The organism is Azonexus sp. GW821-FHT04F04 (assembly GCF_059420025.1).
This window is the reverse complement of the sequence record NZ_JBWKSX010000001.1, coordinates 510220-531041: the sequence shown is the minus strand read 5'-3', so window position 1 is coordinate 531041 and position 20822 is coordinate 510220. Positions and strand designations below refer to the sequence as shown.

19 protein-coding genes are annotated in these 20822 nt (G+C 58.0%); 7 read left to right on the top strand and 12 right to left on the bottom strand.

Going from position 1 to position 20822, the window contains the following annotated elements; genetic code table 11:
- Window positions 1–9: 9 nt before the first annotated feature.
- The 3 genes from AC07TV_RS02595 to AC07TV_RS02585 all read right to left on the bottom strand — a co-directional run bounded on the left by AC07TV_RS02595 (window position 10) and on the right by AC07TV_RS02585 (window position 3207).
- Window positions 10–192: a rubredoxin gene (locus AC07TV_RS02595; RefSeq protein ID WP_494646839.1), complete on the bottom strand. Its 183-nt coding sequence runs from the start codon at window positions 190–192 to the stop codon at window positions 10–12.
- A gap of 32 nt (window positions 193–224) precedes the next feature.
- The gene (locus AC07TV_RS02590; protein WP_494646838.1) at window positions 225–1418 is read right to left on the bottom strand and encodes an acyl-CoA dehydrogenase family protein; all 1194 of its coding nucleotides are present in this window, start codon (window positions 1416–1418) and stop codon (window positions 225–227) included.
- A gap of 148 nt (window positions 1419–1566) precedes the next feature.
- The gene (locus tag AC07TV_RS02585) at window positions 1567–3207 is read right to left on the bottom strand and encodes a sigma 54-interacting transcriptional regulator (RefSeq protein ID WP_494646836.1); all 1641 of its coding nucleotides are present in this window, start codon (window positions 3205–3207) and stop codon (window positions 1567–1569) included.
- Window positions 3208–3388: 181 nt separating this feature from the next.
- Between AC07TV_RS02585 and rpoH the strand changes: the two genes are divergently transcribed.
- Window positions 3389–4249: an RNA polymerase sigma factor RpoH gene (rpoH, locus tag AC07TV_RS02580; RefSeq protein ID WP_494646835.1), complete on the top strand. Its 861-nt coding sequence runs from the start codon at window positions 3389–3391 to the stop codon at window positions 4247–4249.
- Window positions 4250–4348: 99 nt separating this feature from the next.
- Here rpoH and napH read toward each other — a convergent pair whose 3' ends face one another.
- Window positions 4349–5224 (bottom strand): quinol dehydrogenase ferredoxin subunit NapH, encoded by an 876-nt coding sequence (gene napH, locus AC07TV_RS02575; RefSeq protein ID WP_494646834.1) that lies wholly within the window; start codon window positions 5222–5224, stop codon window positions 4349–4351.
- A complete protein-coding gene (napG, locus tag AC07TV_RS02570) occupies window positions 5221–6093 on the bottom strand; it encodes a ferredoxin-type protein NapG (RefSeq protein ID WP_494646833.1) in 873 nt (290 codons plus the stop codon). Before napG ends, napH begins: the two co-directional genes overlap by 4 nt.
- Before the next feature lie 238 nt (window positions 6094–6331).
- Here napG and AC07TV_RS02565 point away from each other — a divergent pair, with 238 nt between their 5' ends.
- On the top strand, window positions 6332–6886 hold the full coding sequence (locus AC07TV_RS02565) for a hypothetical protein (RefSeq protein ID WP_494646832.1): 555 nt from the start codon (window positions 6332–6334) through the stop codon (window positions 6884–6886).
- Between the two features lie 15 nt (window positions 6887–6901).
- Here AC07TV_RS02565 and AC07TV_RS02560 read toward each other — a convergent pair whose 3' ends face one another.
- Genes AC07TV_RS02560 through gmk form a run of 5 tightly spaced genes read right to left on the bottom strand, consistent with a single transcriptional unit; the run spans window position 6902 to window position 11923 of the window.
- A complete protein-coding gene (locus AC07TV_RS02560; RefSeq protein WP_494646831.1) occupies window positions 6902–7675 on the bottom strand; it encodes a TatD family hydrolase in 774 nt (257 codons plus the stop codon).
- Window positions 7669–8922, bottom strand: coding sequence for a D-amino acid dehydrogenase (locus AC07TV_RS02555; protein ID WP_494646830.1), 1254 nt, complete (start codon window positions 8920–8922; stop codon window positions 7669–7671). The genes AC07TV_RS02560 and AC07TV_RS02555 overlap by 7 nt, the downstream gene beginning before the upstream one ends.
- Window positions 8919–11072 carry a RelA/SpoT family protein gene (locus AC07TV_RS02550; RefSeq protein WP_494646829.1) on the bottom strand — a complete coding sequence of 718 codons (2154 nt, stop codon included), beginning with the start codon at window positions 11070–11072 and terminating at the stop codon, window positions 8919–8921. Before AC07TV_RS02550 ends, AC07TV_RS02555 begins: the two co-directional genes overlap by 4 nt.
- Before the next feature lie 21 nt (window positions 11073–11093).
- Window positions 11094–11300, bottom strand: coding sequence for a DNA-directed RNA polymerase subunit omega (gene rpoZ / locus AC07TV_RS02545; protein ID WP_494646828.1), 207 nt, complete (start codon window positions 11298–11300; stop codon window positions 11094–11096).
- Window positions 11301–11314: 14 nt separating this feature from the next.
- The gene (gene gmk, locus AC07TV_RS02540; protein ID WP_494646827.1) at window positions 11315–11923 is read right to left on the bottom strand and encodes a guanylate kinase; all 609 of its coding nucleotides are present in this window, start codon (window positions 11921–11923) and stop codon (window positions 11315–11317) included.
- A 338-nt stretch (window positions 11924–12261) separates the two neighbouring features.
- Between gmk and AC07TV_RS02535 the strand changes: the two genes are divergently transcribed.
- The 4 genes from AC07TV_RS02535 to AC07TV_RS02520 all read left to right on the top strand — a co-directional run bounded on the left by AC07TV_RS02535 (window position 12262) and on the right by AC07TV_RS02520 (window position 17061).
- Window positions 12262–13098, top strand: coding sequence for a hypothetical protein (locus AC07TV_RS02535; protein WP_494646826.1), 837 nt, complete (start codon window positions 12262–12264; stop codon window positions 13096–13098).
- Between the two features lie 389 nt (window positions 13099–13487).
- Complete coding sequence (locus tag AC07TV_RS02530; protein WP_494646825.1) at window positions 13488–15092, top strand: AAA family ATPase; 1605 nt, start codon at window positions 13488–13490, stop codon at window positions 15090–15092.
- Between the two features lie 238 nt (window positions 15093–15330).
- Window positions 15331–16563 (top strand): YagK/YfjJ domain-containing protein, encoded by a 1233-nt coding sequence (locus AC07TV_RS02525; protein ID WP_494646824.1) that lies wholly within the window; start codon window positions 15331–15333, stop codon window positions 16561–16563.
- 57 nt (window positions 16564–16620) lie between these two features.
- On the top strand, window positions 16621–17061 hold the full coding sequence (locus AC07TV_RS02520) for a hypothetical protein (protein WP_494646823.1): 441 nt from the start codon (window positions 16621–16623) through the stop codon (window positions 17059–17061).
- Between the two features lie 77 nt (window positions 17062–17138).
- Here AC07TV_RS02520 and AC07TV_RS02515 read toward each other — a convergent pair whose 3' ends face one another.
- Together AC07TV_RS02515 and AC07TV_RS02510 are read right to left on the bottom strand one after the other, a co-directional pair.
- Complete coding sequence (locus AC07TV_RS02515; protein ID WP_494646822.1) at window positions 17139–18005, bottom strand: universal stress protein; 867 nt, start codon at window positions 18003–18005, stop codon at window positions 17139–17141.
- Between the two features lie 10 nt (window positions 18006–18015).
- Window positions 18016–19497 (bottom strand): SulP family inorganic anion transporter, encoded by a 1482-nt coding sequence (locus tag AC07TV_RS02510; RefSeq protein ID WP_494646821.1) that lies wholly within the window; start codon window positions 19495–19497, stop codon window positions 18016–18018.
- Between the two features lie 555 nt (window positions 19498–20052).
- Here AC07TV_RS02510 and phnF point away from each other — a divergent pair.
- On the top strand, window positions 20053–20781 hold the full coding sequence (gene phnF / locus AC07TV_RS02505) for a phosphonate metabolism transcriptional regulator PhnF (protein ID WP_494646820.1): 729 nt from the start codon (window positions 20053–20055) through the stop codon (window positions 20779–20781).
- Window positions 20782–20822 lie beyond the last annotated feature (41 nt).

The window sequence follows — 20822 nt, the reverse complement described above, 5'->3', positions numbered from 1 at the left end:
CTCACTGTTTTAGAACTCGACTGCTTCAAAATCGGCCTTGGTCACACCGCACTCCGGGCAATACCAGTCGTCGGGAATGTCGGCAAAAGCGGTACCGGGGGCGATGCCATGCTCGGGATCGCCGGCTACTTCGTCGTAAATCCAGTTGCAGACCTTGCAGATCCATTGGGTAGTTTGGGCAACTTCAGACATATGTTTTCTTTCCGGAAAAATGGCGGTTGATATCAGGCGGTGCAGGACAAACCGTCCTCGATACGGGCGATCTCGCGCCGCAGGTGTTTGGTGGCCGGGGTCACGATGGCGACGAAATAGGCTTCCCGCAGGCGGCGTTGGGCAGCATTACGCACCAGGTAACCTTTGGCCCCCTGATGCAGCATGGCGGCGTGGGCGGCACGGACTGACAACTCGCCACCGGCCAGGCGAAGCTTGAGGATGTCCAGGGTACGGTCGGCAACCGGGCCCTGTTGCACCTCATCGGCCAGCGCGTAGGTGGCGGCGCGACCTTCCTCAAGGGCTGCTTCGATATCCTCGAACTGGTCGTCGAGATATTGATTGACGTGGGCCAGTGTCCGGTTGGACTGGGCCATCAGTTTGCTGCAGGCATCGATCAGACCGAGGCCCATGCCCATCTGGGCGAGGATCATGCCCGGCTTGATACGCTTGATGTAGGCCGTCGACTCGCTGGGCTGGGCGAGCACCATGTTGTCCGGAACGAAGACTTCCTTGAACTGGCAAGCCAGCGTCCGCGTACCATCAAGACCGATGAAGTGGGCGCAATCAACCAGCTTGAACCCGGCCTGCTGGCAATCGACCAGAATGAAGACCAGACCGTCGTTGCTGCCGTCCTCGTTGCGCACCGGGCACCCGGTGGTGAAGTAGTGGTTCTGGCCGAGGTTGGATACCCAGGGTAAAACGCCGTTGACGATGTATCCGCCATCGACGCGTTTGGCCGAGAGGCGGTACTCCTCAATGTTGTCGCAGGATTTGATGGTGTTGGAGAGACCGGTACCGGCCAGCAACTCCCCGGCTGCAATGCGCGGCAGGAATTCCTTTTTCACCCAGGCGTTGTCCGAGAGCTGGATGTAGCGGGCACAGGCGGTCTGGCACCAGACCAGAAAGCCGCTTGACATGCATTCCTTGGAGACTTCCTCCATGACCTGGATGACGTGCTTCAACCCCAGCTCGTTACCGCCGAACTCGGCGTCGACCGCACCGCGAAAGCCGCCAGCCCTGCCCAGCGCCCGAAGAAACTCCTCCGGATATTCCGCCTTCAGATCGATGTCGAGAACCTTCGGTTTCAACTGGGCGGCGATCACCTCGCGGATGGCGGCAAGGCTTTCCTCGGAGGCGCACAGCGAGAGGGAGTAGTCGCGGATCAGTTGATCGGCTACCGGAACGGCAAGAGCGGAAGAGGGCATGAATATCTCCTGGTCAGATGGGCTGAGCCCACAGGGTTTGGCTTGTCTCTTCTATGGCAAGCCGCGTGCCAGGCGATATATCGCTATTAAATCAATATGTTAATTTTTATCCGCATATTTTAGACAAATCAATTTGTACACAAATTGTTTACAAATTGATTGTTCTTTTGGCCGGCACGGCGATGCCGAGAATCTCGATCCGGTAATTCAGCTGACGTAGTGTCAGGTTCAGGGCTTTCGCCGTTCGCGATTTGTTGCCGCCATGTTGGACGAGAGCGTTCCGAATATGCTCCCGGTCATCTACCGCGACGACTTGATAGCCCCGTACGACGGGGTAGGGCACCTCGACCTCCGGTATTTCATGGCGGCTCGCAGCCGGCGCCGGCAAGGCCTCGATGGGCTGCCCCTGAGCTTCGGTCACCAGCGCGTAATCGACCGTGGCCTCATCAATTTCATCGCCGCGCGAGAGCAGGATGATCCGCTCAAGGACGTTGTACAACTGTCGGATATTGCCTGGCCAGGGATAGGAAACCAGGCCGGTGAGCGCCTGCGGCATGATCAGGATGTTGCGCTGATGGCGCTGATTGAGCTGCGAAACGAAATGGCGAACGAGCAGCTTGATGTCGCCCGGCCGCTCGCGCAGAGCCGGCAGGCGGATCGGGATGACATTGAGGCGGTAATAGAGATCAAGCCGGAAGCGCCCGGCGCGCACCAGAGCCATCATGTCCTGGTGGGTCGCGGCGACGATACGGACATCGACGGCGATTTCGCCGCGCCCGCCCAGGCGCTCGATGACATGCTCCTGCAGAACGCGCAGCAGCTTGACCTGCACCGGCAAGGGAAGATCGCCGATTTCATCGAGAAAAAGCGTGCCGCCGTTGGCCTGTTCAAAACGCCCGATACGCTGCTGGCTGGCGCCGGTGAAGGCTCCCTTCTCATGGCCGAACAGCTCGGCCTCAAAAAGCGTTTCCGGAATGGCTGCACAATTGACCTTGACGAAGGGCTTGTCACGACGCGGGCTCTGCAGATGCAGGGCGCGGGCGAACAACTCCTTGCCGGTGCCCGATTCGCCGAGCAACAGGACCGTCGCTTCGGTGCCTGCCACCTGCTCAAGCTGGTCAAGGGCCGAAATCAGTTGCGGCGCCTCGCCGATGATGCCCCAGTTTGATTTACTCAGACTTTTCTGTTGCAAGGCAGTCCGCAACGACCGGTTTTCTTCCGCCAAGGACGCCGTGCGTTTCTCGATCAATTGATTGATCTTGAAAATCTGCCCCATCAGCTCCGCCACCGTATGCAGGATCTGCAAATCCGCCCCCAGCGAACGCTGCCGGGAACGCAGGCGATGGACCCCGAGCACCCCGGCAATCACCCGGTCCACCATGATCGGCAGGGCAATGAAGGAAACCGTCCCTTCCGGCAAGGCGCTTCGATCAACCGCCCGGGCCAGGTAAGCAGGCTCGTTATCGATATCCTGAACGATCAGGACTTCACCGGATTGCATGACGCGCCCCGTAATCCCCTCACCCAGGCGGTATCTTCCACGCTCCATTTCGCGCCCGGTCAGGCCGTAGGCAATGCGGATGGCCAGTTCGCCAGTTTGCCCATCAGGCAAAACCACCCGGCCGCGATTCAGGCCAAGTAGCTCGGACAGGAGATGCAGCATTTCGCGAATGGCCTTTTCAGGCTCCAGGCCACGGCTCAGCAAGCGGATGCTTTCGCGAATCAGGAGCTGCTCGTGCTCGACCAGTTCTTCCTTGATTGCAATGGGATGGATGTAGCGAGTTTTCATGGTGCCTGAAAAATTGTTGAGAGTAAGCGAAGGGCTCAATGAAATTTTTCGAAGCAGCTTGCATGCCAAATATTCCGCAGGTCGCACCGAGCAGCAAAAAACAAGAAACCTTTTCCCCTCTTAGCACTCTTAGGCAGCGAGTGCTAATATATAGATGTAACTTGAAGGAGGACATTACGCTATGACCCATGCCCTGACACTTCCCATCCCGTCAGCAATCGGCAACATCGACGCCTATATTCAGGTGGCGAACCGTTATCCGATGCTGGCTGAGGCAGAGGAAATCCGGCTGGCCGAGCGTTTCCACAACGAAGGCGATGTGGAAGCGGCGCGTCAGCTTGTGCTTTCGCACCTTCGTCTTGTCATCTCCATCGCCCGTGGCTATCTCGGCTATGGCCTGCCGCATGCCGACCTGATTCAGGAAGGCAATATCGGTCTGATGAAAGCCGTCAAGCGCTTTGACCCGACGCGCGGTGTCCGTCTGGTGTCGTTTGCCATGCACTGGATCAAGGCCGAGATTCACGAGTACATCCTGAAAAACTGGCGACTGGTCAAAGTGGCGACGACCAAAGCCCAGCGCAAGTTGTTCTTCAACCTGCGCAGCCTGAAGAGCGATTACGAAGGCATCGACACGCTGACCGGCACGCAGGCGGCTGAAGTCGCGGCACGCTTGGGCGTCAAGCAGGACGAAGTGGTCGAGATGGAAACCCGCCTGTCGGGCCGCGATATCGCGCTGGAAGGCAACCCGGACGACGGCGACGAAGCGTTTGCGCCCATCGATTATCTGGCCGACTCGCGTTACGAGCCGACCCGCGTGCTGGAAAACAAGGCGGTCGCCCGCCTGCAGGATGAGGGGCTGCACGAAGCCTTGGCCACGCTCGATCCGCGCAGTCGTCGCATCGTCGAGGCCCGCTGGTTGCCGGAAGGCGAAGCCGCCACGCTGCACGATCTGGCCGCCGAATTCGATGTTTCGGCCGAGCGGATTCGTCAGATCGAGGTCAAGGCGCTGCAGAAGATGCGCGGCGTGCTGGCCGAAGCCTGAGAGCGCATTTCGATTTTGGCCGTTTTTCCCGGTTGACCGTGGGAATGGCCTGAACAAGACAAAGGGAGCCGACCGGCTCCCTTTCTTTTTGCCCCGACCTCAGGGCGCCGGATCGACCGCCGCGTGACGCCCGCCGAAGCGGAAGACGTCCTTCGAGCAGACGTCGATGCACCGGCCGCAATTGGTGCAGTTTGGCGCCAGAATTACCGGGCCGACGCCCTTGCCTTCGCCCTTCAGTGCTGGCCGGATGACCTGCGGTTCGGGACACACCTCGAAACAGTCCATGCAATCGTTGCAGGCCGAGCGTTTGGTCGCGGCCACCCGCAACGGGCTCCACCGGCCAAGCAGGCTGTAGAAGGCACCGACCGGGCAAAGCCGACCGCACCAGCCGCGACTCATCACGAACAGGTCGAACAGGAAAATAGCCAGGACCACGGTCCACGCCAGGCCCATGCCAAAAACCAGGCCGCGATGCAGCATCGACACCGGGTTGATCAGCTCCCAGAGCACGACGCCGGTGACCGCCGAGCCAACGAAAGTCATGCCGAGAATCCAGTAGCGGGTATTGCGGCCTAGCTGCGCACTGCCCTTGATGCCAAGCCGGTCACGCAGCCAGCCGGCGGCATCGGTGACAACATTGACCGGACACACCCAGCTGCAATAGACCCGCCCCCCAACCAGCAAGTAAAACACCAGCACGATGGCCATGCCGACCAGACCGAGCGTTTCCGGGAGATGCCCGGTAACCATCGATTGCAGGGCAACATAGGGATCGGTTAGCGGCAAAACCCCCAGCGTGTAGCTGTAGGCCAGGTTGCCCTTGACGATCCACTGGCCGAACCATGGTCCGGCGAGGAACAGGGCAAGAAGCGAAAACTGCGAAATGCGGCGCAGGACCAGCCACTTGTGGGCGGCGAACCAGCCCTTTTCGGCGACCGCTTCGGCACCGATACGTTTTCCCTGGGCGGCGCTCATGGCTTGTCCCCCAATCCGGGCGGATGGCTCGGGACGGCACCCGCCTCGCTGCCGGGCATCCCTCGCATGGCCTCGGTGTGGCCGCTGGCCGGGTCGTAGTGACCGGGCAGAACCGCGCCTTCCGGCAGGCGGTCAGGCAGGTCGAGCATTTTCGTTTCATCGATCAGCGAATGGCCGGCCTTGGACTTTTCCTCCCAGCCCACCCGGTAGTGCTTGCCCAGTTCGCCCTTGGCCAGCTTGGCGGGCAGGATGCGGATGGCCGCTTCTTCGAGGACGCAGGACTTCTCGCATTTGCCGCAGCCCGTGCAGAACTCGGAATGCACGGTTGGCAGGAACATGGCGTGACGGCCGGTGCGCGTGTTGGGCACGATATCGAGGGTAATCGCCTTGTCGATCACCGGGCAGACGCGATAGCACACGTCGCAGCGCAGGCCGAGGAAATTGAGACAGGTTTCATGGTCGATGAGCACGGCGACGCCCATCTTGGCCTTGTTAATGTCGGTCAGGCCATGGTCAAGCGCACCGGTCGGACAAGCCTTGATGCAGGGGATGTCGTCACACATCTCGCACGGAATGTTGCGCGCGGCAAAAAACGGCGTACCGGTCGCCACCGGCGTTTCCGGCTTGGCCAGTTCGAGCGTGTTGTAGGGACAGTCGCGGACGCACATGCCGCAACGGATGCAGGCGCCGAGAAAGTCATCTTCCGGCAAGGCGCCGGGCGGTCGCAGGGCCAGTGCTGGCAGCGCCTTCGATTGCTTGGCGTAGAGGCCAAGACCAAGACCGAGCATGCCGACACCGCAAACCATCCTGGCTGAATCAAAAATAAACTGGCGACGTGCGGCGCCATTCTTGGGGGTAACTGGTTTCATTGCTTTCACGAGCCTTCATCTCCAGCGTAGCAAATGGGCCCCGCAGTCCACCGGCTATCGACCAGAACAATTTACGCCTGTCGGCAAGCAGCGCTTTAGCGCAGATCAAACTGACGGAAATACCCGGCGAGCGTCATCAATGGCCCGACGTGTTTGCCGGGGGCGCTTCATGACTATGCCGGAGGAATGCTAGGATGGCATTTCCACCCACTGCACCGCTGCCCTGAGGAGACAACCCTTGAAACAGTTCATGATGCTCTGCCTTGCCGCGCTTGCTTCGGCCGGCGCCACCGCCCAGACCGCTGGTTTCCTGTGCTGCAACATGCGCACCGATGGCGCCTGGATCAGCGACATCAATTATCTCGATGCGGGCAAGACGATGATCCCCGCTGGCACCCCGCTGACCATGAACGGTTTTGGCAAGAACCGCGTTCATGTCGTGATCAACGGACGCAAACAGGATATCGGCAACGACTACAGCCGCAGCCTTGGGCTCGACGCCTTCGCCAAGCGTTACATCGTCGACCAGGACCCGCTGGAGAAGCTCAGGACCTATCCGAAAAAGATTCAGGACGCCATCGGCACGGCACGCCTGACCAAGGGCATGACCCGCGAGCAGGTCATCATGGCGGTCGGTTACCCGGTCAGCGACGAGAATCCGAGCCTGGAAAGCACGACCTGGCGCTACTGGCTGAACAGCTTTGCCGAATTCGATGCGATTTTTGACGACAAGGGCGTTCTGACCAGGATCGAAGCCGAGGCCGGCATTCGCCCCCAGGTCGTCGCCGAATAACGCTCGCCGGCCGGTTCAGGCCGGGTTTCGCAGGCCCGGCAATACGGCCCTGGCATTTTCAGCCGTCTGCGCCGCAATGCTGGCCGCCGAGATGTTGCGCAATTCGGCCAGCACGTCGGCGATGCGCGGCAACTCGCCTGGCGCATTGCGCCCGCCATTGAGCCAGGCCGGCGGAATATCCGGTGCATCGGTTTCGAGGACGATCGATTCGAGCGGGAGCGTTCTCGCCAGTTCGCGGATGCGCGTCGAGCCATCAAAAGTCATCGCCCCGCCAAAGCCGAGGGCGAAGCCGAGTTTGATGAATTCATCGGCCTGCTGCCGACTGCCGTTGAAAGCATGGGCAATGCCGCCGCGCACGCCGATCCGGCGCAGTTGTTTGAGCACCGGGTCGATGGCCCGGCGGACATGGAGCAGCACCGGCAGATCGAACTCGCGAGCCAGCTTCAGTTGTTCGACGAAAAAGTGGGTCTGACGCTCGGTGTCGAGGCCGCTTACGTAAAAATCAAGACCAATCTCGCCGACAGCAACCGGCGGCGCCTGCTGTAGCCAAACGCGCAGCCGGGCCAAATCTTCCGGACTGGACTGGTCGACGTAAAGCGGGTGGATTCCGTAGGCCTCAAGGCAGGCCGGATAGTCGGCAATTTTCAATTTTGGCCGAAAATTCCGGTTGACCGTGACACCCGGCACCACGATCCGTCCCACCCCTGCCGCCATCGCCGCGGCATACACCGCATCGCGATCGGCATCGAACTCAGCCGCATCGAGATGACAGTGGGTGTCGATCAGCATTTCAGGAAAGGGAAATCCGGCTCGGCCAGCGCGCCGCTCATCAGGTCGGCCAAGGCCGCCGCCGAGCCGCACGCCATCGTCCAGCCCAGCGTGCCGTGGCCGGTATTGAGCCACAGGTTGCCATAACGTGTCTGGCCGATGATCGGCACGTTCGACGGCGTCGCCGGACGCAGGCCGCACCAGAACTCGGGCTCGCCGACCGTTTTGAGTTCGGGGAAAAGCTGGCGGGTGCGCGCGATCAGCGCCTGGCAACGCACCGGATTGAGATCCAGGTTGAAGCCGTTGAATTCAGCAGTGCCAGCGACGCGCAGGCGGTTGCCGAGGCGGGAAAAGACCAGCTTGCACTCGTCGTCGGTGACGCTGACCGTCGGCGCGTCGCTATCTTCAGCCAGCGTCAGCGTCGCCGAATAGCCCTTGGCCGGATAGACCGGCAGGCTGATGCCGAGCGGTTTGAGCAGCTGCGGCGAATAACTGCTCAGGGCGACCACGTAAGCGTCGGCCGTCAGCAACTCGGCCCCGTTCCCGCCTTGCGCGACAACGCCGGCGATCTGGCTGCCGCCGGCCGCAATGCGTTCGATGCCTGTGCCAAAACGGAAATCGACACCGAGGGCAGCCGCCCGCTCGGCCAGGGCACAGGTAAATTTCTTGGCGTCGCCGGTTTCGTCGGAGCGAGTGTAGTCGCCACCAACCAGCAGCGCCTTGGCGCCGGCCAGCGCCGGTTCAATTTTCAGGCATTTTTCGGTGTCGACCGTGAGACGATCCAGGCCAAACTGACGCATCAATTGTGCCGCCTCGACCGCCGCCGAAAACTCCTGGCGATCGGTGTAAATATGCAGGATGCCGCGCTCGAGATGGTCGTATTCCAGCGCCAACTCCTGACGCAACGCCTGCAGGCGGCCACGACTGTACAGCGCCATCGCGACAATCGCCGCGATGTTGCGGCGGGTCCGGCCGGGCAGGCATTCGCCGAGGAAACGCAGGCCCCATGCCAGTTGCGCCGGATCGGCCCGCCAGCGCCAGAGCAAGGGCGCATCTTCGCGCCCCAGCCATTTCATCAGGTGGGTCAGTACATGGGGATTGGCCCATGGCTCGGCATGAGAAACCGAAATCTGCCCGCCATTGGCAAAGCTCGTTTCGTCGGCAGCCGCCGGCTGACGGTCAATGACCGTCACCTGATGCCCGGCGCGGGCGAGATACCACGCGCTGGTGGTCCCCACAACGCCGGCCCCCAGCACCAGCACTCTCAAGTGTCGCCTCCCCTTTCACGGGTAATGCGGGTGACTTCCGGGATGTGGCGCATGCCGCGCATGACCTGCGCCAGATGATTGCGATGGGCAACCTGAATGGTGAAGCGCAGCGAGGTAAACAGACGTTCCGGGTCGGCATCCATCGAAACATGCTCAATGTTCGAACCGGCCTCGGCAATGGCCGACGCCACCTGGGCCAGCACGCCGCGCGCATTCTTGACCTCGACGTTGATGCGGATATCGAACAGCTTGCCCTCTTCCGGCTCCCATTCGACGTCGATCCACTTTTGCGGCTCGGTTGAGCGTGACTTGCGGATTGCCTGGCAGTCGTGCGTGTGAATGATCAGGCCGCTGCCCTTGCGGATCGAGCCGATGATCGGATCGCCGGGAATCGGCTGGCAACAGCGCGCCAGCTGGATAGCCATGCCTTCGGTGCCGTGGATCGCCAGCGCCATGCCGCTCGGCACGTCATGCGCCATGTCCTCGCGGGCCAGTAGGCGGCGGGCGACGACCGAAGGCAGCCGCTTGCCGAGGCCGATTTCGGTATAAACCTCTTCGATATTCTTCTGGCCGCCGGACTTGACCATCTGATCCCAGGCCGCCGTCGGGATCGAAATCGGGACAACGCCGAGCGACAGCAATTCCTGGCGCAGCAGGCGCTCGCCGAGGCGGGCCGACTCCTCGTTCTGCATGGTGCGCAGGAAATGGCGGATCTTGCTGCGTGCCCGGCCGGTCTTGACATAGGTCAGCCACACCGGGTTCGGGCTGGCCTGCGGCGAGGTGATGATCTCGACCAGATCGCCATTGCGCAGATCGGTGCGCAGCGGGGCCAGCTCGTGATTGACGCGGGCCGCCGAGCAGTGGTGACCAACGTCGGTATGCACCGCGTAGGCAAAGTCGACCACCGTCGCACCGCGTGGCATGGCCATGATCTTGCCCTTCGGCGTGAACACGTAGACCTCATCCGGGAAGAGGTCGATCTTGACGTTCTCGAAGAACTCGGCCGAATCGCTGGTCTGCATTTCGAGCAGCGATTGCAGCCATTTGTGCGTCTTGATCTGCAGGTCGGCGCTCGACTCGTCCATGTCCTTGTACAGCCAGTGGGCGGCGACGCCCTCTTGCGCCACATTGTGCATTTCGCGCGTGCGAATCTGCACTTCGACTGGCGTGCCATAAGGGCCGATCAGTGTCGTGTGCAGCGACTGATAGCCGTTGGCCTTGGGAATCGCGATGTAGTCCTTGAACTTGCCGGGCACCGGCTTGAACAGGCTGTGCAGCGCGCCCAGGGCCAGATAGCAGGTCGGCACGTTGTCGACAACAACCCGGAAGCCGTAAATATCGAGCACCTGCGAAAACGACAGGTGCTTGTCCTTCATCTTGCGAAAAATCGAGTACAGGCTCTTCTCGCGGCCAAACACCTCGGCCTTCAGGCCGGCATGTGCCAGTTTGTCGTTGATGCCGTCGAGAATCCGGGTCAGCAGTTCCTTGCGGTTGCCGTGCGCGGTGCTCAGCGCCTTGGTCAGCACCTCGGCGCGATGCGGGTGGATGAGCCGGAACGAGGTGTCCTGCAACTCGCGGTAGAGCTTGTTGAGGCCCAGCCGCAAGGCAATCGGGGCGTAGATTTCCAGCGTTTCGCGGGCGATGCGGGTGCGCTTGTCGGCACGCATGGCCGACATCGTCGCCAGATTGTGCTGGCGGTCGGCGAGCTTGATGAGCACGACGCGCAAATCGCGCGCCATGGCCATCAGCATCTTGCGGAAATTCTCGGCCTGCGCCTCCTGGTAGGAGGCAAATTCCATCTTGTCGAGCTTGGACAGACCATCGACCAGCTCGGCGACTTCTTTGCCGAATTTTTCGGCCAGCTCGTGCTTCGTCGTGCCGGTATCTTCGAGCACGTCATGGAGCAGCGCCGCGGCAATCGCGTCGGCATCCATCCGCCACTCGACAACGGCACCGGCCACGGCCAGCGGATGCGTAATATAGGGTTCGCCCGACATCCGCCGCTGACTGGCGTGCGCCTTGGCTGCGTAGGCATACGCAGCCTTGATTTTCTCTAGCTCAGCGGGGGATAGGTAATCGAGACTATCGAGGAAAACCCGGTAGGCGGGTTCTACATCAGCAGGCGGCAGAGGCGACGGCGCGGAATCCATCAGTCTTCACCGCCCCAACCTTCAGCCTTGGCCGCGGTTAAGCACTTCCAGACCAATCTTGCCGGCGCCCATTTCCTTCAGCGCAACAACAGTCGGCTTGTGCTTTTCACCGTCGACCAGCGGCGTCGCGCCATTGGCCAACTGACGGGCACGATGGGCGGCAGCCAGGGTCATCATGAAGCGATTGGGGATTTTTTTCAGACAGTCATCAACGGTAACGCGAGCCATGGGAACCTCAAAAATCAGATCATTCTTTGAAACAGGGCGGCGTGCCGGGCACGCTGGGCCCCAAAGCTCAGACGGGAGGCGCGCACAACAGCGCGCAAATCATCCAGAGCCTGAGCCAACTGGTCGTTAATAATAACATAGTCGAATTCCCCGACATGGCGCATTTCGGCCTGCGCAGCGGCAAGACGGCGGGAAATGACGTCGGCACTGTCGGTGCCGCGGCCGGTCAGACGACGGGTCAGCTCTTCCATCGACGGTGGCAGGATGAAGACGCCAATCGCCTGTGGAAACAGGGCGCGCACCTGCTGCGCCCCCTGCCAGTCGATCTCGAGCAGGACATCACGATCCGCTGCCAGCTGGTCGGCGATCCAATTCTTCGAGGTGCCGTAGAAATTGCCATGTACCTCAGCCCATTCGAGGAACTCCTGACGGCCAATCATGGCCTGGAATTCGGTGGCATCCACGAAATGATATTCGCGCCCGTTTTCCTCGCCCGGACGCGGCGCGCGGGTGGTGTAGGAGATGGAAAGCTGGACGGTTTTTTCCTGCTCGAGGAGCAGTCGAACCAGCGTCGTCTTGCCGGCACCGGACGGTGCGGCCACTACATACAGATTTCCGGCCATGGGACACCTCAGAAATACGCCCGCCGCGGCGGGATTAGCAACCTGCTACGGTCAACTGGAAAAAACGGCCAAAACTGAAATTGGCCTGCGCAGCCCGCAGGCCACGGCAACACTACCAATTTATTCCAGGTTGAATCTGAATCAGTAGTAGCGGACGCAATGGCCCGCCACTACTGATTCAGATCTATTCGATTTTTTAAAAAAGTACACGCTTAGGTACACGATTTTTCCTCCCTTATAAGACCCGGCTTGAGACGATAAATTTTACCGCGATAGCGACACTAGATTTGGGGAATAAATCAAAGGATTTATTTGAGATGTCTACCCCGATACTTCCCATGATCTGCAGCACTCAAGGCTTGGTTGGCACCAACCACAACAATGATGGAAAATTCAGACTCGAAAGCCACCTCCACCATGCCTTGGAGATATCCTTGTCCGAATCCATGTCCCTATCGGCTGCGCGCACATTATCGCTCCCCGCTGGCCCCTACCTTGACGTACTTGAGGCAATCAAGATTCTCGCGGAATTCAAGTTCCCATGCGACCATGATCCCCACCTCAGTGAAACGCCGAGCCCTGCTAGACATCGATGGCCAGACAATGAGCGTCCCGAGAAGCGATCCGAAGACTCAGCCTCACATTCAGTCTGCAATGGATGCACCCTTGCTAGAAGCGAATACTCGGAATACCTTACCGGGCGGCTGTATAAGGCTGCCACTGAAAATAAACTGGAGGTTCGCGACGCTTTTCAAACGCAAGTAAAAGACGTCACCAAGTACTCAACTCCATTTTGGTTTGCTCGTGCAGCTTCGATACACAGAGATCATTTAATTTCATTCTGTGAGTTTGAGGACATCCCCATCACCCAAAGCGCTAGATTCGCAAAAAAACAAAAGGGCAAAGTACCCGCTCCTGGCAAGTTGCCCAGGCCCGCAATTGGCAAGTTAGCGGTGGAGGCTGCTTGGGCGATTGAACTTGAGACGACAAAAATAGCCTCTGCTCTCGCAGTTATGGAACGCCTACGCGCATGGGTAGAGAAGCGAGAAGGAGACTGCCTTACCGGCAAAACAAAACACGGGGTCACATGGATGACAACAAAACTCACCGAGAAAACCTACGACCTCGAAGCTTGCCGAAAAACCCTGAAGACATGGCACGAAAGCCGAAACTAACCCGCGCCTAGGACCTCTGGGCAGAATCTAGGACCTCTGGAAGATCCAAGGAAAATAGGAAATCAGTATTGCCTCCATGCCGCAGCTAACCAGCCAAGCGGTGTCACAAAGGAGCGCAATATGTCTTTACCTAATAGCAGTCAAACTGAGTCGGCTCACCCGGCTCCCTCACCGGTTCATCCAATGCTGTCGGCGTTTGATGCCCTGCCCGAATCAGCCTTTGTCTCTCTTTGCGTCGTTTGCGCCTTGTTTGGATGCTCTCCAGCAACCGTCTGGCGTCGCGTTCGGACTGGGCAGCTAGTCACGCCTCATCGCATTGGCTTGCGTACCACGCGTTGGCGCGTTGGCGATCTCCGCAAGGAATTGGCTAAACCTATGGGGAGCGAGCAATGAATCCGACAACACCTCCCTCTAGCCGTTTCCCTAAAGCCAACAACGTCCTTCCTTCGGCATTCGGTACTCGCGTCAAAATTGTACCAGCCTCGACCATTCCCCCTGAATCGATAAAGTGGCTTTGGTACAGCTGGTTAGCAGCAGGAAAACTGCACATGCTCGCTGGGCAGCCAGGAGCTGGAAAAACAGGTGCAGCCGTCGTTATGGCGGCCACTATTTCACGTGGAGATGCGGGGGCCCGATGGCCTGACGGCACAGAGGCGCCCCCCGGAAACGTCGTGTTCTGGACGTGCGAAGATGGGGTTGCGGACACAATTATTCCACGCTTGATAGCCGCTGGCGCAAACATGGAGCGCGTCTTCGTTCTCACAGGAACCGAAGAAAATGGACATCAGCGTGCATTCAACCCGGCAAAAGATCTCGAACGTTTAATGCAACGCGTCGCGGAGATCGGCAATGTCAGCCTGATCATCATCGACCCAATCCTGCAGGTCGTCGGCGGAGACTCTCATAAAAATGCAGAGGTACGCCGCGCTCTTGAGCCATTGGTGGCGTTTGCCGAAGACCACGGCATAGCCATTCTCGGTATAACGCACGTCAATAAGCGCTCCAAAGGTAAGGATCTTATCGATCGAATCACCGGCAGCCTCGCTTTTACAGCAGTAGCTCGTATCGTCATCCTTGCGGTGAAAGGCGCAAAGACCGAAGGTAACGATGCACCCAATAGCTGTGTCCTGGTTCGAGCGAAAAGTAACATTGGCCCGATTGAAGGTGGGTTCGCCTACCAAACCAAAACTCATCAATTCGAGTTCTACGGCGAACAATTCGAAACCTCGATCCTTGTCTGGAATCCAATCAGGCTAGAAGGCACCCCAGAGGCCATTTTGCGTAACGTCGAGAGCGATGGTGGCGATTACGTCGAAAACACGAACGCATTGGCAACTGCATGTAGCTTTCTGAAAGGCTTACTGGCAAAAGGAGGCCTACCCTACCCGACCATTCTTGACCTGGCCAATAACCTTGAACCGCCAATTTCTGCAGCGTCATTGAAACGCGCCAAAATTCAACTTGGCGTCATGTCATTTAAGAGACCCGCTATATCGTCCCAAAAACCTTGCCATTACTGGTATCTCGCTCCAGCACTCAATGATCAGGATGACTCATTGATTATGCGTACAAGCCATGCCCCCATGGAAGTGAAATCAGCATTTGACCAAGTAATCAATCCGCTTCAGGGTGGCAATCTCTGGGGCGGCATAGAGTCAGCCGCTCAGCCAAATGCTTTTGCTGCACCACATGCACCACATGCACCACATGCACCACATGCACCACATGCCCCAGTTGAACCAGTTGAAGCAGTTGATCAGCCGAAATGGGATGCTGGGTTGGAGTCAGCCCTGCAACTCGCCGTTGAGCAAGCTCGCAACCAGTTAGGCCGCCTTGAGATCGATCCAGGCGAGGAAGCTATCGAAGATGCCATTTTCGGCCTCGAGAATGACTACACCGATGGCCTGATTGACGACCCGGACAAGCTCGCGTTGCTCCGCAGTCGGCTTAGATCAACAAACTGGTGGCAGGGAATTCCGCTGAGACGAAAATAATTCTCTGAAGATCCTCAGGGGAAAGGCTCCCGTCCTTTCCCCCATCTTTACTGATTACCCAGAGTAATTTCTTACCGCAAACACGGATAACTATGAGGTTCGAGTAGCCATAAAAGTCCAGGAGTAACGGAGAGCTCGATATCCACTATCGATTCTCCCCCTGGATTTCAGGCTCGACGTTATTTAGGCGCGCCTTTCATATTAGATTAATCAATCAATACTTATATTTACATACAACATGACTATCAACAATCGAAGCACTACCGAAGATTCAGAACCCTTCTTTCCAGAACAGGATTCCATCGACACTCATATCATTGGATCAGTGAGCACAGCATCCGCCACCACGGATGCGCCGTTACTGCAGAACGACGTCTCCATGCGAGAGCCCCTGTGGGACATTCACGAATTTGTTCGCCAGGTATTGAGCAAGGAAGCACCTGGCTTTCGTATCACCGTAAGCAAGAACGGTAACAAGCGTATTGAAGCATTGGCCTTGGGTGAGAGGTTCTATCCCCTGATGAACAATTACATGGCTCGCATTCCCCTGCCCTGTCAGCCGGCAGGGTTTGTCGGTCTGTTTCTGGATTGCTGTATCGAGTTGCAACTGTTCCTTAATCCGTTTGGCAAGCCAGGTGACTACCACCGTCCTAGCATTGATGGAAAGGACATGAATGGCGCTGAACTCTTCAATTCCTTGATGGAATTGATCCGTAAGCGTGCTCGAAGCGACAGACGCTGCAAGGATTACCTGAATTTTGATGAAGACTACGATCTCAATGAACTGAAGAGCGTGGTGGTGTACTTCGATGATCTATTCATGGATTACTCGAAGATACTGGTGGTGCGTGTCGATCTTGGCTATCAGGCCAATGAGGTAGACAAGATCAGCTTTGAACGGGCACATCGAGATATCCAGCGTTTCATTAACTACCGGCAATGGCACGCTTGTTTCAAGCATTGCATTGGTCACGTAGTCGGTCGTGAACGGGGTACGAGTTCAACCCAGGAGAACGGTGGCAATGGGCGTGGCTACCATTTCCATTGTTTCCTTCTGTTCGATGGGCAGAAGGTCAAGGATGACGTCGAACTGGCCAAGCAAATCATCGATTACTGGCAGAACCGCATCGTCAATTCCCTTCGTACGCCGGATGATGAGCGAATCAAGACCTGGTTTTGCAACTGTAATGCTCGGAGCTATCGGTACAACGGTATCGGCATGGTGCAGCACTCAGATGAACTGAAGCGTTGGCACATGATCTCGGCCCTGATTTACCTGACAAAGCGTTCTCAGGGCTTGGGTGACGATGTGCCGCCTGGCACGAGAGCGTTGACGAAGGGGCAATACAAGCTCCGTGCATTGGAAACAAGAGGACGTCCTCGGCAAGTCATGATTCAGGGAAAAAAGGTCTCTGTTCGAAGAGGTGGGCTGCCGTCTGGTGATTTTTTACAGCCAGGCCAGATGCTTTGAAAGACCAACTCACCAGATCACATCAAAAATCAAAAATCAAAAATGGAGCTAACGAACATGAATACCAGCAATACCACGAACGTTTTCGGCAATCCAATGGCTATAGAAGTAGGGCCCAATGGCTGTCCTGTTGGCTATTTAGCTAATGGGGACAAAGTAGAGTGGGTGCCCGATGACCTTTACCCAAGCGAAATATATCCGCTAATTTTGCGTCGCAATGACAATGCTATCGACGAAGTACGCAAGGAGTGCTGGGAAAAGGTTTGGTGGGGGAGAAACGTAGCGCGACTGCAACAGGAAGCGTTGAATCGAGGATCACTGATTAATTCACAAATGATTTCGATACTTCAAGGAAATCCCTCGTTAATGCGGATTGTAGAAAAATATGGTCAAGAAAATCTTTGCTGGTCCGATTACGAATGGGGATTGTTGTGTGGGCGCTTGTCAGCATTAAGGTGGGTTAGCGGTGCAGAATGGCAGGACTCTCTGGATACCTGATCTGGTACAGCCATCTGCCTACCATCCCCCGTATAGAAAAATGGTCATAGGTAGTCATGCCCCTGATTCACCTCCGTTTATCGAAGCAGCAGCGTCGGCACTCTCGCAGAGCGCAGCAGTTCATATGTGCGGCTGCCGAAGAACAGCTTGCGCAGCGGTGAGTGGTTGAACGCGCCCATCAGCAGCAGGTCAATTTCGCGTTCCTGAATAGTGCGAGCGATGACGGTTTCGGCAACACCAGGGATGATTTCGATGGTCACTGAAAAATCGGCTTTTTCCAGTATCGACCGCGCCCATCCAATTTTTTTCTGCGCCTCCGTGTTCACCTTGCCGGACATTAGCAGATGGCAGGGTATGCCCTTGAGCAGAGGGCTGTTGGCCACCATCTCTACACCGCGCTTGGTGACTTCGCCGCCATCGAAAGCGATCATGAAATTTTTCGGCACCTTGAAGTTTTCGGTGACAGTCAGGATCGGCCTGTGCAGTGCGCGAACGACATTCTCGACGTTGCGCCCCAGATCGCGTTGCATCGTTTCCGCCGATTCCCCATAGCGGCCGAGAACAAAAAGGCGGACGCTGGCTTCTTGCTCGGCCAGGCTCTCTTCGAGGTGGCCGTAGCGCTGGCGGGTGTCCGGTGCCGGCACCCCGGCGGCGATAGCGCGTTCACGCAGGCCGTTCAGGAACAAACGTCCCGCTTCGCGCATGGCCTTGGTCTTTTCAGCATCCTTGTCACTCAGTTCCTTAAGCAGGTGTTCCTGGGCATCAAAGCCGATGGCACCGGAATGGTCCTCGCCGGACCCGATTTCCGGGTGGCGGTCGAGAATGTGCAGGAATTCAAGCGGCGCGCTCATTCGGTTGGCTGCCCAGGCGGCTGCATCGGCGATGGTATCGGCGAAGTGCGAACGGTCGACGCAGGCGAGAACCTTGTTTTCATTTGTTGTCATGGTCGTTTTCTCAGTGGCCGGCCAGCAGGTCTTCGGCGCCATCCTTGTCGTGGATGGCGAAACGATCGAGCATCGTCGCGCTGGCTTCGTTGAGGCCGACGATCTCGACCTCAACCCCTTCGCGGCGGAATTTCAGCACCACCTTGTCGAGCGCGCTGACGGCGGTGATGTCCCAGAAATGCGCTTTCGAAACGTCGATGACGACCTTCTCGATGACTTCCCGGAAATCGAAGGAATTGACGAAGCGGTCGGCCGAGGCAAAGAAAATCTGGCCGGAGAAGCGATAGGCGCGGGCCCGGCCTTCATCCTCCGAACTGCTGCGGACGCGGAACAACAGCGCCACCTTGTGGGCGAAGAAGAAGCCGGAAAGCAGCACACCGACGCCAACGCCCTTGGCCAGATCGTGGGTGAACACGGTGACGATCACCGTCGCGACCATGACCACGCTGGAACTCGCCGGGTGATCCTTGAGGTTGCGCAGCGAGCCCCAGTTGAAGGTGCCGATGGAGACCATGATCATCACTGCAACCAGCGCCGCCATCGGAATCTTCGCCACCCAGTCGCCGACCAGCATCAACAACGCCAGCAGGAAGACGCCGGCCGAGAAGGTAGACAGCCGGCCGCGACCACCCGATTTCACGTTGATCACCGACTGGCCGATCATTGCGCAGCCAGCCATGCCGCCGATGCAGCCAGCAGCGATGTTGGCGATGCCCTGGCCGACGCATTCGCGGTTCTTGTTGCTGGTCGTGTCGGTCAGGTCGTCGACGATGGTCGCCGTCATCAGCGATTCGAGCAGGCCGACGACCATCAGCGTCAGCGAGTAGGGGAAGATGATGGCCAGCGTGGCGAAATTGAGCGGAATATCCGGAATCAGGAAGACCGGCAGACTGTCCGGCAGTTGCCCCATGTCGCCGACCGTGCGGATGTCGAGATCGAGAAAGATAGCGACGGCGGTCAGCACGACGATGGTGACCAGCGGCGACGGGATTGCCTTGGTGAGGTACGGGAGCAGATAAATGATGCCCAGCCCGCCCGCCGTCATTGCATAGACGTGCCAGCTGACGTTGGTCAGTTCGGGCAATTGCGCCATGAAGATCAGGATGGCCAGCGCATTGACGAAGCCGGTGACCACCGAGCGCGAGACGAAGCGCATCAGCGCGCCGAGATTGATCCAGCCGGCGACGATCTGCAACAGGCCGGTCAGAATGGTCGCGGCAAGCAGGTATTCAAGACCGTGCTGCTTGACCAACGTGACCATGACCAGCGCCATGGCGCCTGTGGCGGCGGAGATCATGCCCGGCCGGCCGCCGACGAAGGAAATCACCACGGCAATGCAGAACGAAGCGTAAAGCCCGACCTTGGGATCGACCCCGGCGATGATGGAAAAGGCAATGGCTTCGGGAATCAGCGCCAGCGCGACGACGAGGCCGGCCAGCAGATCGTTGCGGATATTGGAAAGCCAATCCTGTTGGAGTTTTTGTAGTGACATGGTTATTGGTATCTCGGTTGCTAAAGCCGAGTAAGGACGAGCAAATGAATCACGGCTCTCGTATGCATCAGCGATGCATTCATGAGAGCAACCGGCATTGCCGAGACCACAAATCGCGACTCAGAACGCCTTCAGGCCAAACTGAATGGAGAAAAACTCAGGGAGGAGTGACTGAGCAGAAATAGCCACGCGGCAGCGAAGAGCCACGGTAAGAAATCGGATGCAACCCGAACAAATCGAAACCTATCCAAGCCAGGCTGGATGATTTAGAGCACAGGTTGATGCGGGGAGCTACAGTCATAGGTTTAATTGTGCGGCGCAGCATAACTTCAGTCAAGAACAACTCTCACCCGGACCAAATCATTTAGGTAGTGCTTCTGCTTTGGTTGATTATTTCGCCTTATGGCTCGGTGCGCGACAGTCAACGTGCCCCAAAGTATGTATCGGGTGGATCGCTAGTATTTCTGCCCTGCCTGGACTTGACGCGAAACCTTCATAACGCCGTAACAAACGATGCGTAATGTGCCGGTCATCCACTTGTCTAGATGACTACACATGAGCCTTTACGCAGTTACCCGTGAGAACGGCGAAGCCCTGTACGCACAAATTGCCCGGCAGCTTGAACAGGATATTTCCAGTCTGTATGCGCCTGGCGACTTTCTGCCTTCAGAAGGCGATCTTGCAGCCCGTTTTGGCGTAAATCGCCACACCCTGCGTCGGGCAATCGACGAACTGGTTGATATTGGTATGGTCGAGCGCCGCCATGGCCGGGGAGTTGTTGTTCTGGATAGCCAGTTGGACTACCAGATCGGCACGGGCACGCGCTTCACCGAGAATCTGGCGGCACTCGGACTCTTTACGGTGAATCGTATTCTCCGCAAACAGACGCTACCTGCCATCAAACGGGTCGCCGAGCGTTTGCAGATTCCCGAGGGTGATCCGGTGCATTGGATCGAAACCCTGCGCACGGTCGATGAACGTCCCATGTGCGTCATCTCTCATTTCATTTCCGCACGGCGCTTCCCGGAGCTTTTGAGCCGTTATGCCGGTGATTCACTGCACGCCTTTTTGGCGGCTGAGTATGGCTGTCAGTTACGCCGAATTGAGAGCTTGGTCACTGCGGTGCTCCCGCAAGGAGATGACGCCAAATGTCTGGGAATGCCGCAGAACAGGCCTGTTCTGCGCGTCAAGAGTGTCAACGTGGATGACCGGGATGGTACCCCGATCGAATACGCGATTACCCGGTTCCGCGCAGACCGGACCCAACTGCGCATCAATCCCTGAAGGTCGCTCAAACCTCATTTTTTGTTATCCCACTTGCAGGA

Excerpts from the sequence above, each read along its gene's own strand:
- AC07TV_RS02595 (WP_494646839.1), bottom strand. The coding sequence starts at position 192 with ATGTCTGAAGTTGCCCAAACTACCCAATGGATCTGCAAGGTCTGCAAC.
- AC07TV_RS02590 (WP_494646838.1), bottom strand. The coding sequence starts at position 1,418 with ATGCCCTCTTCCGCTCTTGCCGTTCCGGTAGCCGATCAACTGATCCGC.
- AC07TV_RS02585 (WP_494646836.1), bottom strand. The coding sequence starts at position 3,207 with ATGAAAACTCGCTACATCCATCCCATTGCAATCAAGGAAGAACTGGTC.
- rpoH (WP_494646835.1), top strand. The coding sequence starts at position 3,389 with ATGACCCATGCCCTGACACTTCCCATCCCGTCAGCAATCGGCAACATC.
- napH (WP_494646834.1), bottom strand. The coding sequence starts at position 5,224 with ATGAGCGCCGCCCAGGGAAAACGTATCGGTGCCGAAGCGGTCGCCGAA.
- napG (WP_494646833.1), bottom strand. The coding sequence starts at position 6,093 with ATGAAACCAGTTACCCCCAAGAATGGCGCCGCACGTCGCCAGTTTATT.
- AC07TV_RS02560 (WP_494646831.1), bottom strand. The coding sequence starts at position 7,675 with ATGCTGATCGACACCCACTGTCATCTCGATGCGGCTGAGTTCGATGCC.
- AC07TV_RS02550 (WP_494646829.1), bottom strand. The coding sequence starts at position 11,072 with ATGGATTCCGCGCCGTCGCCTCTGCCGCCTGCTGATGTAGAACCCGCC.
- rpoZ (WP_494646828.1), bottom strand. The coding sequence starts at position 11,300 with ATGGCTCGCGTTACCGTTGATGACTGTCTGAAAAAAATCCCCAATCGC.
- gmk (WP_494646827.1), bottom strand. The coding sequence starts at position 11,923 with ATGGCCGGAAATCTGTATGTAGTGGCCGCACCGTCCGGTGCCGGCAAG.
- AC07TV_RS02535 (WP_494646826.1), top strand. The coding sequence starts at position 12,262 with ATGATCTGCAGCACTCAAGGCTTGGTTGGCACCAACCACAACAATGAT.
- AC07TV_RS02530 (WP_494646825.1), top strand. The coding sequence starts at position 13,488 with ATGAATCCGACAACACCTCCCTCTAGCCGTTTCCCTAAAGCCAACAAC.
- AC07TV_RS02525 (WP_494646824.1), top strand. The coding sequence starts at position 15,331 with ATGACTATCAACAATCGAAGCACTACCGAAGATTCAGAACCCTTCTTT.
- AC07TV_RS02520 (WP_494646823.1), top strand. The coding sequence starts at position 16,621 with ATGAATACCAGCAATACCACGAACGTTTTCGGCAATCCAATGGCTATA.
- AC07TV_RS02515 (WP_494646822.1), bottom strand. The coding sequence starts at position 18,005 with ATGACAACAAATGAAAACAAGGTTCTCGCCTGCGTCGACCGTTCGCAC.
- AC07TV_RS02510 (WP_494646821.1), bottom strand. The coding sequence starts at position 19,497 with ATGTCACTACAAAAACTCCAACAGGATTGGCTTTCCAATATCCGCAAC.
- phnF (WP_494646820.1), top strand. The coding sequence starts at position 20,053 with ATGAGCCTTTACGCAGTTACCCGTGAGAACGGCGAAGCCCTGTACGCA.